This is a genomic window from Streptomyces sp. NPDC096339, assembly GCF_044762985.1.
Lineage (GTDB): Bacteria > Actinomycetota > Actinomycetes > Streptomycetales > Streptomycetaceae > Streptomyces.
Genome location: NZ_JBIWFI010000001.1, coordinates 1 through 12,729, shown reverse-complemented (window position 1 = coordinate 12,729; position 12,729 = coordinate 1). Strand labels below are relative to the sequence as shown.

At 67.1% G+C, this 12,729-nt stretch carries 12 protein-coding genes and 1 tRNA gene; 6 read left to right on the top strand and 7 right to left on the bottom strand.

Features of this window, described 5'->3' with window-relative positions; translation table 11 throughout:
• Positions 1 to 71: 71 nt before the first annotated feature.
• Positions 72 to 452, top strand: a complete 381-nt coding sequence (locus tag ACIQ5Y_RS00065; RefSeq protein ID WP_403873082.1) for a hypothetical protein — start codon at positions 72 to 74, stop codon at positions 450 to 452.
• A gap of 353 nt (positions 453 to 805) precedes the next feature.
• Here the strand turns inward: ACIQ5Y_RS00065 and ACIQ5Y_RS00060 are convergent, their stop codons facing one another.
• The gene (locus ACIQ5Y_RS00060) at positions 806 to 1,291 is read right to left on the bottom strand and encodes an RICIN domain-containing protein (RefSeq protein WP_403873079.1); all 486 of its coding nucleotides are present in this window, start codon (positions 1,289 to 1,291) and stop codon (positions 806 to 808) included.
• 539 nt (positions 1,292 to 1,830) lie between these two features.
• On the opposite strand from ACIQ5Y_RS00060, the gene ACIQ5Y_RS00055 reads away from it, so the two are divergent.
• Together ACIQ5Y_RS00055 and ACIQ5Y_RS00050 are read left to right on the top strand one after the other, a co-directional pair.
• A complete protein-coding gene (locus ACIQ5Y_RS00055; RefSeq protein WP_403873076.1) occupies positions 1,831 to 2,319 on the top strand; it encodes a helix-turn-helix transcriptional regulator in 489 nt (162 codons plus the stop codon).
• 314 nt (positions 2,320 to 2,633) lie between these two features.
• Positions 2,634 to 3,128, top strand: a complete 495-nt coding sequence (locus ACIQ5Y_RS00050; RefSeq protein WP_403873073.1) for an RICIN domain-containing protein — start codon at positions 2,634 to 2,636, stop codon at positions 3,126 to 3,128.
• Positions 3,129 to 4,706: 1,578 nt separating this feature from the next.
• Here the strand turns inward: ACIQ5Y_RS00050 and ACIQ5Y_RS00045 are convergent.
• Complete coding sequence (locus ACIQ5Y_RS00045; protein ID WP_403873070.1) at positions 4,707 to 4,898, bottom strand: hypothetical protein; 192 nt, start codon at positions 4,896 to 4,898, stop codon at positions 4,707 to 4,709.
• 55 nt (positions 4,899 to 4,953) lie between these two features.
• On the opposite strand from ACIQ5Y_RS00045, the gene ACIQ5Y_RS00040 reads away from it, so the two are divergent.
• On the top strand, positions 4,954 to 5,097 hold the full coding sequence (locus ACIQ5Y_RS00040) for a hypothetical protein (protein ID WP_403873067.1): 144 nt from the start codon (positions 4,954 to 4,956) through the stop codon (positions 5,095 to 5,097).
• A 287-nt stretch (positions 5,098 to 5,384) separates the two neighbouring features.
• Here ACIQ5Y_RS00040 and ACIQ5Y_RS00035 read toward each other — a convergent pair.
• The 5 genes from ACIQ5Y_RS00035 to ACIQ5Y_RS00015 form a co-directional block, all read right to left on the bottom strand.
• Positions 5,385 to 5,455, bottom strand: a tRNA-Asp gene (locus tag ACIQ5Y_RS00035).
• A gap of 279 nt (positions 5,456 to 5,734) precedes the next feature.
• A complete protein-coding gene (locus ACIQ5Y_RS00030) occupies positions 5,735 to 6,484 on the bottom strand; it encodes a hypothetical protein (protein WP_403873064.1) in 750 nt (249 codons plus the stop codon).
• A gap of 61 nt (positions 6,485 to 6,545) precedes the next feature.
• Entirely contained in the window at positions 6,546 to 7,583 is a 1,038-nt protein-coding gene (locus ACIQ5Y_RS00025; protein ID WP_403873062.1) for a hypothetical protein, read from the bottom strand.
• Positions 7,583 to 8,179, bottom strand: coding sequence for an AAA family ATPase (locus ACIQ5Y_RS00020; RefSeq protein WP_403873059.1), 597 nt, complete (start codon positions 8,177 to 8,179; stop codon positions 7,583 to 7,585). Before ACIQ5Y_RS00020 ends, ACIQ5Y_RS00025 begins: the two co-directional genes overlap by 1 nt.
• A gap of 171 nt (positions 8,180 to 8,350) precedes the next feature.
• Positions 8,351 to 9,889, bottom strand: coding sequence for a Mu transposase C-terminal domain-containing protein (locus ACIQ5Y_RS00015; protein ID WP_403874456.1), 1,539 nt, complete (start codon positions 9,887 to 9,889; stop codon positions 8,351 to 8,353).
• A gap of 322 nt (positions 9,890 to 10,211) precedes the next feature.
• Between ACIQ5Y_RS00015 and ACIQ5Y_RS00010 the strand changes: the two genes are divergently transcribed.
• Positions 10,212 to 11,486 (top strand): helix-turn-helix domain-containing protein, encoded by a 1,275-nt coding sequence (locus ACIQ5Y_RS00010; protein WP_403873056.1) that lies wholly within the window; start codon positions 10,212 to 10,214, stop codon positions 11,484 to 11,486.
• A 113-nt stretch (positions 11,487 to 11,599) separates the two neighbouring features.
• Positions 11,600 to 12,019, top strand: a complete 420-nt coding sequence (locus ACIQ5Y_RS00005; RefSeq protein WP_403873053.1) for a hypothetical protein — start codon at positions 11,600 to 11,602, stop codon at positions 12,017 to 12,019.
• The last annotated feature ends 710 nt before the right edge of the window (positions 12,020 to 12,729 follow it).

Genomic DNA, 12,729 nt, shown 5'->3' with positions numbered 1-12,729 from the left:
TCGGGGCCCGGCCTCTCGCACGTCCGGTGAACCGGGGAAACCCCAACCAGTTCGATCCCAGTTCGACGCCGGTGGATAAACGGCAAGCTGAGGCGGTCGCCTACGGCCTCGAAGGAGCCTTCGCGGCGGTCCACCGGGGCGCGAACCTCCTCGACCGTCTGAGCCTGTCCGAGGGCGAGGAGGCGGCGGTGACCCTCGCGGTGTGCGCGGTCCTGACCACCCTGGAGAACCCCACCGCGACGCTCGATGACGTCACCCGGACCTGCTTCGACTCCTCACTGCCGCAGGTGGCTGCGCGCCACGGGTGGCGGGTGCGGGCCGAGGAGGCGGGGCCGGTGTGCCCGGTGTGCGGGGGCGCGGTGGTGCCGACTTGCCGGGGGTGGGAGGCGTGCGCCAGCTCGGGCTGCTCCTGGGGTGACATGGCCGCAGTGGCCCCGGGGTGGGAGCTGTGATACGTGGCCCGGAGGGCCGAATAGGTGAAAGAGGGGCGGCATGTGCCGCCCCTCTTTTGTGTGATGAATGGGGGTTGATGGACAGCCCTGCGGGCTGGCCCGCCCCTTGAGTGCCCTTAGGGCACGGGCGGGCAAAAGAGCTGCCCTTCGGGCAGGTCGCTTCGCTCCCGGGCCCCTTTGAAGGCGCTTCGCGCCGGGGCCCGCCCCTGCGGGGCAAAGGAAGACAACCAGGGGTCGGTTGGGCCCAGGGGTCCAAGCGCGGCTGCCTGTACTGTCCCTGGAGATATCAGCAGGTCAGGCGACCAGCACGGTCAAATATCAGGCTTGTACCGTGCTCGTCGGTTTGCTTGCGATCAGGCGTCCCACGTCTGCTCGGGAACGTTGCCGCTTGCGCAGGTCCACAGGGTCAGGTAGGTGCCGTTGGACAGCGATCCGCCCTTGTTGGTGATGCACTTTCCGCCCCACTGGGTGTAGACCCGCAACGGGTTGGTGGCCTGTACGAACCTCTGGGGAGACGTCGAGGACCAGTCGCAGGTCCAAAGCGTCAGCACGGTACCGTTCGTTCCGCTCGCATTGCCCTGAGGGGTCAGGCACTTGCCGCTGGCGCTGTGAACTATGTGCGCATCCTGGTAGCTCCACTGCTGGAGGTTACTCCCAGTGCACTCCCAGAGGGTTACGATCGTGCCGTTCGCGGTGCTGTTCCCCTTCGGAGTGCCGCAGCCGTTGTAACCCAGCAGGCTGTGGGGATTGGTCAAGGCGACAGCACTGCCTGAATTTGCAAGCCCAAAACCGAAAACGGAAACAAGCGCCGCGAACAGCGCAACCACTCTCTTCTTCACGGAATCTTTCCTCAAAAAATCAAGATGAACTCTCCGGCAAGGCGCCGGAACCGGATCATGATAGCCATGTCCAGGACAACGAGGTGGAGGAGAGGGCGGCGGCACCGTCGTGCGGGCCGTCGTCGTCTTCGCGGCCTTTCCCGTCGTGGGCGCTGCGCTCGGCGTCTGGGTGCCCCTTGCCCCTCACGCTCAGACGATCATCGGCGACACCGGCCTCGCCGGCTCTATCGCCCGTTTCCTCGTCGGCTGCCACCGCAGGCCATGAGCTGGCCACGTGCTCTTGGGTGTCGGCGGTGACCCGGTTCGGGAAAGCGAAGGAAGAAACCCACTCGGGCTGGGCCGGGTGGGCCCGCCGCGACCCCGTGCAGCCGCCGTGAGGCTCCCTGCGCGCCGCGCAGCCGCCACGGCCCCCCAGGGGCCGCGAAGCGGCCTGACAGGCGCTCAGGGAAGGTTCTACGGCCTCGGGTTGGGTCGGGGTGTTCTGGGGCGGCGGTGGGGGCTCGTCGTGGGGGCTAGGGTCGAGTGCAACCCGCGCCGATATGGCGTGCGCGGGCGAGGCCCGGTGCCCGGTTTCCGGGGGCAGTACCGCCGGGCCGCCCCAAGCACACACGTGGGCCCCGGCACGTGCCGGGAGGTCACCGCCCGGCCGTGTCCGTTCCCGTGCCCAAGATGCGCCGGCCCCGGGATCGGGGCGGGCTCGCGGGCGGCTCGACCAGCTCGACGGGCTCAGCCGCGAGACGGGCCCGGCGGCCGACATGGCGCGAGCGGCCGATGTCAGCGTGCAAAGCCTGCGCGAGGGGTTCCGGCGACATCTGAACACCACCCCACTGGCGTACCTGCGCAGCGTTCGACTGGCTCTCGTACGCCGCGACCTGGTGGCCGTAGCCGAAGGCCGGGCACCAGGCAACGTCACCGGTGTGGCCTTGAGGTGGGGCTTTACCCACCTGGGCAGGTTCACCGGCTACTACCGGGCAACCTACGGTGAGACACCCTCGCAGACACTGAGGAACGCCCGCGTCTCCGGATGAACCCATCTCGTCGCGCTTGCGCTATCCGAAAACGCGCTCGCTTCCCCGCAGAAAGCGGATAGCTCTCAAGGAGCACGCCCTGCAGTGTTTCGTCTGACAGTGGCAATGCCCTGGCGGGCAGTCGGACCCTTCTGCTTCCAGGCCCGTGGGCCTTGAGCGGCCGTTGGCCTCCGCGGGGGTCGGGCCGGGCTACCCGGTCCGGTGGTGACGTGTGCTCACCACCTTTGCGGGGCGAGGTGGGAGAAAAGGATTGGCTCGATGGGCATGATCGATAAGATTTTGGTAAAGTCGTCTCAAGTTATGGGTTGAGCTTAATGATTAAGCGCTCTTGGGCCACTTTCGGCTCTATTGCCGCAGTCGTCGCGATGGTGATAATTCCTGCACCGTCGGCCTCTGCGGGCGGATTCACCGGTGAAATCAGGAACAAGAACAGTGGTCGGTGTCTGGAGATCGCGGACTGGAGTACCGCTAACGGTGCTGTTGCCCGTCAGTGGAGTTGCACTGGCGGTGCTAACCAGAAGTGGACTTACGACCTCAATACTGGGTACATAAAGAACGCGAACAGCGGTCTGTGTCTGGAGATCGCGGACTGGAGTACCGCTAACGGTGCTGTTGCCCGTCAGTGGAGTTGCACTGGCGGTGCTAACCAGAAGTGGGATTACCTCTTCTATTCGAACGATACTCCCTACTTTGGCCTCGCCAACCAAAACAGTGATCGAGTCCTGGAGATCGCGGACTGGAGCACGGCTAACGGCGCTATTGCTCGCCAGTGGGGACTAACGGGCGGGGCCAACCAGAAGTGGCTCTAGAGTAAAACCGTTTCCCCCAGGTTTCCCGACGGCCCGACATTCGAGTTAACGGGCTGATCCTAGAGGCGAGGCCGAAAGGACCGCAGGGCGGGAGAGAGAGGCGGACCCACGAACTGCCACCCGTCGCGGCCTTCCTGGTGATTCCGGGGAAGCGGTGGGCGCCGGGCTGGTGGGTTTCCGGACGCGGAGTCCATGAGCCTGGTGAGTTTCACTCCGCCCGGGATACTCAGGTGGGCGTGCTCAAGGCGGTCGCCTACGGCCTTGACGGGGCCTTTGCGGCGGTTCACCGGTGTGCGGGGGCGCGGTGGTGCCGACTTGTTGGGGTTGGGAGGCGTGTGCCAGCTCGGATTGTTCCTGGGGTGACATGGCGGCAGCGGCCCCGGGGTGGGAGCTGTGAGAGGCGGCCCGGTGGGCCGAATAGGTGAAAGAGGGGCGGCATGTGCCGCCCCTCTTTTGTGTGATGAATGGGGGGTTGATGGACAGCCCTGCGGGCTGGCCCGCCCCCTATGTGCCCTTCGGGTACGGGCGGGCAAAGAGAGCTGCCCTTCGGGCAGGTCGCTTCGCTCCCGGGCCCCTTTGAAGGCGCTTCGCGCCGGGGCCCGCCCCTGCGGGGCAAAGGAAGAAACCCGCTCCGGCCAGGCCGGTCCGTCGGCCCCCGCCCGTGGTTCGAGGCCGGGGCGGAGCCGTCCTAGCTGGCCGAGTTGGGCACGCTGGGACTGGTGGTATTGCTCACAGCCGGAGCATGCTCGGCCGGTGCGGTCGAGTCTCCCGCACCGGGAGATCCGTTGTTACCGAGCAGGGCGTACAGGACCGCGAACACCGCTGCTCCGGCCGTGATTGCACCGACGAGGTCTCCCGCTCCGGGTAGGCCTACATGCGTCCGTTGCGACGCCTTGAAGACGAAGTACGTCACTAGGACGCTCATCACAAGGACCCCTGCGCCGGCGGTGGGGATGTGTACGGTCAATTAGGGCCTCCTTGGGCTCCGGGGCCTGCCCCGCCCGATCCGGCCAAAGATCATGAGGGCAGGGCAGGCCCGCGCTTCAGCCGCCAACGCGTTTGTGGTCTGCGGCACGTTGAGGTCAATGAGGCACTACGAAGGCCCGGATGTTCAACGAGCGACAGCGATCTATATCAACCTCTACTTGCGCTCCAATAACGCCATGACCTGCACATTTACCTGTGTTCTGGCTCGCCACGCCGGGTATGGACAAGAGACGCATGTCTCGTTTACCGATACCCGCCAATATCGGACTCCTGGCAGGTCAAGAGGCTGTCCCCTTGATTCGCGAGACAGGCCCCCGTTCTAGCGGCTGCGCGCCCCCCCCTGAGCGCCTTGCAGGACCCGCGCGGCGTCGCTGGTCGTGGGGCGGCCTGATGGGCGTTCAGGGGGCCGTCGGCGGCCTCGGATTGCGGGGCCGGGCCCACGGGGCGGCCCCGGGGCCTGCTGGGGGCGGTTAGGGTCGGGGCAGCCTGCGTCGATATGGCGTGCGTGGGTGAGGCCCGGTGCCCGGTCTCCGGGGGCAGTACCACCGGGCCGCCTCAAGCAGACAGCCGGCCCCGGCCGGTGACCATCGGTCAGTGCCTGTCGGTGGCCGTCCCGGTTCCTAGGCGGCGTCGGCCGGGTGAAAGGGGCACCGCGGGCCCCTCGGTGGCCGTGTGCGGCGTCTCGGCGAGCTCGGCGGCGAGGCGGGCCCGGCGGCCGACCACGGGCTGTACTGGGGGAGTTGCGGGGCGCGGGCCGGTGCCCAGCGCACGACGTTCGATCATCACCCCAGTTTCCCGGCTCGGGGCCGGGACTCTGACCACCGAGGGAGCGGTTCACATGACCGAAGACGAAAAGCAGTCCGTCATCATGCAGACGATTGACGCGTATCTCGCGGGAGTAGATACGGATGCAGCGGACTTGGATTCCGACGATTTGGCATGGGCTATTGTCCACTCATTGCGCGTTGCGGAGAATTCCTGATGATCTGCGTGTGTTTGTCAGTGGGTGTTCGGCGGTGATGTGTCAGTGCTCTGCGTTGGGGTTTTCCCTGGTCGGGGGCATGTGGCTTGTGGTCTGCCACTGACAGTGTGTGCCGATTCCGTGCTGACGTTTTTGACGTAGTGCCTGGTCAGTTGGATGCACATCGGGATCACGCGGTGGTGTCTGTAGTGGTCAGACAAGCGTCGCGTTGTCCTTGCCTCTTGGTTCAGGGCGGTGGTTGGCCGGAGTGGTTTATCCGGGCCCGCTGATCTCGCGGGCCGGCGGGGGCAGGGCCGGATTCGAACCGGCGTCATCCCCTCCTGATAAAAGGGCGCGTCTACCTCTGCGCTGCCTGCTTCCGCCGCGGCGTGGACAGCCTGCGCCGTGCCCCCGTACGTACCTCTTCCTTATTTTGTTGGCAGCCAGCGGAAGTGGGCTGGTCCTGGTGGCGAGGCCCGAGGGACCCAGGGCGGCGAGCGGAGCGGATCAGTCCAACGGGCTGGAGGCCTGCGCCCCGTGAACGAGTCAGCCCGGCATCGCAGTGGGCTGCAGCGAAGCGGAGTACCGGATTGTTCGAAGCGCCGGGTGCAGAGTGGGTGTCAGCAGGCGCAGGGCTGTGTCAGTGGCGTATCGCTGGTCAGTTGCTCCAGCGGGCCACGACGGCGTGATCTACGCGGAAGAGTGCATCGCACTCTGTGCAGTGCGCACTGCCGAACACGTAGAGCAGTTTGTCGGCGACCTCGTGCTGGCCGTCGGCGAGGGCACGGGCGTGTAGCCGCTTGGCCAGCCCTTGCAGCGAGGGGATGGCTGCGGGATGCAGTTCCCTACGGTCCCCGGCGGCCTCGTTCATGTAGAAGCCGTCGGTCGTTGAGAAGTGGCCGTATTCGCCGAACACCACGAAGTTCTCGGCCTCGCACACGGGGCAGGGAACTTCGAACTCCTCGCTGCTGAGACCGTGCAGCTCCTGCCCCCACACCTTGACTCCCTCGAAAGCGAGCAGGGCTTCCAGCAGTCCCACGTAGCGATTGGGGTTGTCGGCCAGCGACGGGTGGCGTAGTGCCTCCTCCACGAGTTCGATCAGCTCAGTGGTCTCCGCAGCGTAGGCGTTTTGGGGTTCGGGTGCCCCGTGGGGGCGGTCGGTGCTGGCGATGATGGAAGCGGCCAAGAGCAGGGGCATGGTTCGGTCTGTTGCCGTCAACCGGCGGGCCTTCTCGGCCAGCGCGGGCAGGGCAGCGTAGCTCGCGGGGTAGACCGTCCCTTGGTGACACAGGCGGGACCAGAGCTCGTTCCATGCGGGACTCTCCGAGTCGGGCCCGGCTGCCTTGAGGAGGCCGGGTACGTCTTCGGCAGTGCCGTATGCATGCGTGAGCTGAGACCAGTCCGTCATGAGGTGATCAAAGCAGATGCCTCCGGAGTCAGAGTTTGCGCCCTGGCGCGCGCCGGGCCTCTCACCGACCAGCAGGCATCCGGGGTAGTCGGGTGTGGATGGAGTTGGCGTGTTCGGTGAGGGTGGCGGCGTTGCGGGTGGTGATGAAGGGGTGGAGGGCGCTGTCGGGTGGGCGGCCGGTGTCGTGATGGTGCTGGTGGGCTGCGGTGATGAGGGCGTGGGCCCAGGTGGGCAGGGCGTGGATACGGCAGTGGCGGTGGGCGTGGAGGTCGTGAACCTTCACGTGGGTGCCGTGGGGGTGTACGTCGTTGCCGCGGATGAGCGCGAGGCGGGTGGGGTCGGCTCCGGTGAGGAGGGCGGTGGTGAGGGCTGCGGCGTGGAGGGGGTGGGCGAGGGTGTGGAGGCGGTCGGCTAGTTCGCTGGGGGCGTCGTTCTGTGGGGTTGTGGGCGCGGCGGGGTAGGGGAGTGGGCCGACGCCGCCGCAGAGGCCGCGTGCTGCCCGTGCGACGGCGAAACCGGGCAGCCGCGGTGGTGGATCGAGCCAGGGGATGGCTGTCCGCGGTTGCTGGCGGTTTGCGGGCGTCGGAGCCGCGCTGGCGCGTTCGGTCGGGGGTGCGCCGGTGTGGGTGATGACGTGCTCGATGCCGGCCAGGGGCAGTGGGAGGCCACGGGCCGGCTGGGTATGCCAGATCAGCGTGAGGTGGATGCCGGTGCGTTCTCGCAGGTGAAAGAGCTGCTGGAGTCGGTGTTCGGTGAGCCGGTGTGCGCGGGTGATGGTGAGGGCGGTGATGTGCAGGGTGGTGGTCCAGGCGCGGACTGCTGTCCAGGCGGGTGTGAGGGAGTCGGCCCAGGTGCCGTGGCCGTCCGGGGTGCCGAAGCAGGTTTTGCCGAGTGCGTGGAGGATGTCCTGGGCCAGGGCGGCGGGGGCTGTGGTGGCGGGTGTGGGGTCTACGGTGATCCGCCCGGTTGCTACGTGGTGTGAGGCCAGAGCCTGGGCGGTGACGGCTGGATCGTCGTGGGCGTCGATGAGGACGGTGACGGGCGGCGGTGCGACGGGTGGCGGCCCTGCGCGCGTGGACGTAGGGCCGGGCGCGGGCATTACATGCCGCCGATTTTGCTGTAGACCCAGTGGATGAGGGGTTCGTCGACTTCGGTCAGGTTCTTCTTCCGCATGCCGGTCAGGACGTGGGCGGTGATGCAGGCCCAGTTACGGAAGCTGCCGTGGGCGGCCTGCTTGTCGACGGCTTCGATCAGCGCCGGAGTGGCGGTGGCCCAGACGGGGTGGAAGACGGGGATGGTCTGGAGGACCTCGGCGTGTGAGAGCCGGGAGAACTCCTGCCAGACGTGGATGCGGGAGGCGAGCATCGGTTCGCGTCGCAGGACCTTGTAGCAGCCGTCGCCGCCAGCGAAGATCACCGCGATGTCGGTGCGTTTGTCGTCCCACAGGTGTCGCCAGTACTCGAACGAGTTCTTCTTCATCCACTGCGCCTCGTCGCACACCAGGATCCGGAACTCCTCGGCGAGGGTGTCCTTGAGGAGGTTGTCGAACTCGATCGGCCGGACGGGAGGTTCTCCCGGGAGGCCGAGGGCGTTGAACAGGCCGTGGCGGATGTCGCGGGGTGTGGGGCCGGCACGCAGTTCCAGGCGGTGGGTGCGGTCGGGCGCCAGGAGCCGCAGGGCGGAGTTGACGGACATGGTCTTGCCTGAGCCGGCGGGCCCGTACACACATCATGGCCTTGGCCTCGATGACGGTCTCGATGTTGTCCCGGGTGGTCAAAAGGGCTTCGGTGCCGACGAGCTGTGCGTCGGGCAGGGACAGGAAGTGGTCGGCGGTCTCGGGCGGGAGCAGCCCGTAGTCGAGGTCGATCATGGTGTCTGGTTCTCCTCGTGCGGTGTGTCGGGCGTGGGTGTCCTTGGGGCCGGTGGGATCGGGCGGGCCCAGGTGTCGGGTACCGGGGCGTGGGGGATGTAGTCGGGCCGGGCCAGTTCACGCAGGCCGCGCTGATCGGCGGCACGCAGCTCCGCCTCGGCTTCCTCAGCGGTCAGCGCGCCCAGCTGTTTGGGGACCTTGGGGGTGGTGACGGCCTCGAACCGCTTGCGCCGTAGCCTTTCGGCGGCTTTGAGGTCGGCCCGCAGCTGTCTGGCCGCCGCGGTGCGGGCCGCGCGTACGGCCGTGAACTGTTCGAGGTCGGCGCCGCCTGCGAGGAACGCCGTGCCCAGGTGTCGTCCGGTGGCCGCGTCGAACACCTCGATCTCCTCGTCGTGGTGCGGCAGCCGGCGTACCTTGATCGGGTCGCCGGCGTGACCGACCATCCAGTCGGCGATGTAGTCACGGCGCCTAAACCGCACACCGCTGGTGGAGACCAACCGGATGCGGCCGTCGCCTTCGAGCCCGAACCCGATCAGCGCATCCTTGGGCACGTCGGTGACGGGCGTGGGGTCGGCCTGCCAGGCCTGCAGCGGAGTCCGGCCGCCCAGGGCGGGGGAGAGGTGGGAGGTGTTCCACCAGTGCACCCACTCCAGCAGCGCGGCGACGAACGTGTGGAAGGCCATCGGCGGGGCGTCGGGGTCTGCGAGCCGGCCGCCCGCCAGGCGCTGGCGGTGCCGGTAGCGGGGGAGGGTGACGAGGAACATCTCCTCGACCGCGTCGTTGAGCGCCTCGATACTGCCCTTCAGGTGCGGCGTCCCGCCGGGCAGGTCCACCACCGGGACCGCGAACGCCCCGAGGGCCCCGGTCACCGCCTCACACAAGAACTCCTTCCCCCGGTCCACCCTCACCTGTCCGGGCAGTCCGCCGACGGGACCGAACACCGGCTCGTCACGGACCAGGGCGACACGCAGCGCCGCGAGTACCCCGTCCCTGCTGGGCGCGTGTGCAGTAACGGACGCTCCGGTGATCACGTTGTGCGCGCAGTCGATGAACCATGTCACCCACGGGGTGACCAGTTCTCCCTCCAGGTCCACCTCGACGGCCAGATGCTTGTGATCGCCCTCCCAGGCCGCGTTGCGGTGAGACACCGGCCGCTTGCCGAACACGTCGTGGGCCCGCCGCACCGCCTCACCGGACCGAAGCCCCGCACGTTCACCACGGCTCAGATCCCGCCGCAACGCGCGATGCACCGTCGACAACGAGGGCACCGTCCCGACACCCGGATCCTCCGCGGCCCGTCGCACCAACTCTGCGTGCAGCCGAGCGGCGTTCCCGCCGTAGAAGGCCAGCAGACGCCGGACCTCCGCTGTCACGGTGAACCGTTCCGACACTCGCGCCCCGGTCTGGCCTTCACGCCGAGCGGCGGCCAGCCACCGCCACACCGTCCGCTCACTACGCCCCAACGCCACTGCTACCAACCGCACGTGTGCGGCCGTCAACTCGCCCCGACCATCCAGTTCCAACAACCGCGGCACCGCCGCAGCGCGGCCCAACGACGACGAGAAAACTCCGACCTGCGCCTCGCAGACTTCCTCCGCTCCTTCATCACGCACGACACCGTCATCTCAGATCGAAGACGCTATTGGCAGCTAAATGCCGATAATGCCGAGATCATCAGATTCCTTCCGGGATAATCCCTTTCCTTGTGCTGGGTAACGCCCGATCACAGGAACAGCTGCTTTCGGGACGTGCGAGCCCGTACCTGCCTGTGAGGAAGGCCTGGTGATGGCCTGGTGGGTCCCTCTAGCGTGGTCTGGCCGGCGCCTGCCGGTGTGTACCGGGTGAACTGGAGTACCGATGGCTCTGCCCGTACGGCTCACCGCCGCTCTGGGACGGCACCCCGACGAGCTCACCGAGGACGATCTGCAGCGCGCAGTCGACAATCAGATACCTGAAGGTGTCGACCTTGACTGGAAGAAGGACTTCTACCAGGGCACCGACGCGGGCAAGAAGGAACTTGCCAAGGACGTGGCCGCCATGGCTAACACCGTGGGTGGTCTGCTCGTCGTAGGCGTCGACGACGGCAAGCGGGATCAAGCCCACGCCTTGGCGCCCTTCGAGCCGGCTCCCGGCAGGGGCGAGGAGTGGATCCGCTCGGTCCTCGCGAACTGGATCCAGCCCGTCATCCCCAACGTGGGAGTGCGCTCCTTGCAGTCCGCCGACGAGGGCAAGATCTACTGGCTACTTACCGTGCAGCCGAGCACTCAGGCGCCGCACGCGGTCGCGGCGCCGGGCAACGACTACAACTTCCGGGTGCACGTCCGCCACGGCACCACGACTCGTACTCTCGCCGAATCTGAGATCGCTCAGCGCTATCGCGACCGCTTTCAGGCGGCTGCCGCTGACGTGGATCGGCTGCACGAGGTGGCTACCGAGGGCCTCGTCCATCTGACGGCCCACGTGACAGCCGACCTTCCCTCAGGCGGAACCTTGACCACTTGGTACCCGGGCTGGGTCAGTCTCACCGCTGTTCCAGCGGTCCGCGGTAACTACCCGTTGACGACACAGGCCGAGCGAAGTACTGCCCTTGAACGTGTCCGGACGCTCATCGGCGAGCGAACCGCCACCAGCGTGCAGCCCAATCCCCCCGCACTTGTAGGCCGTAGACAAGTCCGTTTCGAGGGAGTTCCCACCGGTCAGCTTCACCAGGATGGCTCCCTCTCTGTGGCGTTGCCGCTGCCCCTACGAGCGGACCCCCATGATTCAGAGACCCCTCTGCGCTTGTATCAGCTGGAGTTCGAGAGGGAGGTAGTGGCGCTGGTGAAGGCGGCTGCGGTTTGGCCGACAGAGGCAGGAGCCGCAGGCGATCTCGTGCTCTCAGCAGCGCTCCACCGCTTTGACGGCCCTGACACTTCCGTTTCCCTCGTCCTGTCTACGACGTTCCCCCAGCACCGCCCTGCGGTACCTCTGCCCGCAACTCCAGCACAGACCACAGCTGACCTACTGGCGATCGCTTCGGACGGCAAGGAAGCCGTGATTACGGCTTACACCCTTGTCTCGGACTTGCTGGCAGACCTCGGAGCACACCAGCCCCACTTGCTGACGCGCGACGGAGAACTCAGGGCCGACTGACGAGGGATTGGCGGGAGGCCATCTCAACAATGACGTTTGGACGGAGGTTTGCATTCCAGAGCCTAGCCGGGCCTCACAATGAAGCAGCCTCTTGAGGCTGGCATGATCGGCTCATGTTGCGTGTGGTTGAGTTCTTTGTGGCTCCGGACGACGGGGCTTCCGCGCTGGTGGGGCCGAAGCGTCAGGGGCATGGATTTCCGGCGTTCAGGTGTGCGGATTTCTATCCCGATGATGCGGTGGAGGACTGGGAGGTGCTCCTGGTCGGGGGTGTGGCATCGGATTCCCGTGTTGTGGTGCCGATGAAATGCGACGGATTCATGGTGTTCGAGCTCTCGGAGCGGCTCTGTTCGGCGCTTGCGGCGGCGAGTAGGGCCCGGCTTGTTGAGGTTGCGGTTCAGTGGGTCGAGCTTGCGGAGGCGAAGGACGGGGCGCCGGCAGAGATTGCAGCTGAGATTCTCACTGCGGTGGCCGGTCTGGCTCGTACCGCAGGGGATCTGGGCCAGTCCCTGTACTGCTGGTATTTCGCGCCTTGAGTCGGGAGTCTGTGATGAGTGAGTTTTCTGAGAACCCGTGGACTCCTGCGCATCAGGCGGTCGAGTCGGGCGACGCTGCCGAGCTGACGCGCCTCCTCGGCGCGGGCGTGGACCTGGAAGAGGTCTGTTGCGGGATGACATTGCTGCTCCACGCGATTGATGTGGAAGGAGACGGGGCACTCCAGTCAGGCGAGCCCCTCGATGCGGCGCTCACTGCGATCCTCCTGGCCTATGGAGCTGACCCGACCGCGACGCCTGACGGTGAGACTCCGCGAGAGTTGGCAGTCTCCTATAACCACGACATGGCAGTCAGGCTGCTGGATCGGCACACGGCAACCCCTGTAGCTCTTGCTGCCGGCCCGCGGAGCGGGCTGTGGTCCTGGAGGCGGAGCCGGAGGGACTGAGGGTGGAAGCGCAGCGGACACCCAACGGGCCGTAGGCCCGGACCCCGTGAAACGGGGTCACCTCCCGTGCGCAGCACGGGAGGCCCTGTGGAGCGCAGCGGAACCCTGAACTAGTCCGAAGCGAAGCGCAGGACTCCGGCCCGAAGGGCCGGCTATGGCTCGGCGAAGCCGAGCCCCGCCGAGCGAAGCGAGGCGTTTCACTGCTCCGGAGCGAAGCGGAGGAGCCAGGCCCCGAAGGGGCCTCGGCCGAGCGCAGCGAGGCTGGTCTCTCCTGAGCGCGCAGCGCTCAGGTACCCGCTCCGCGGG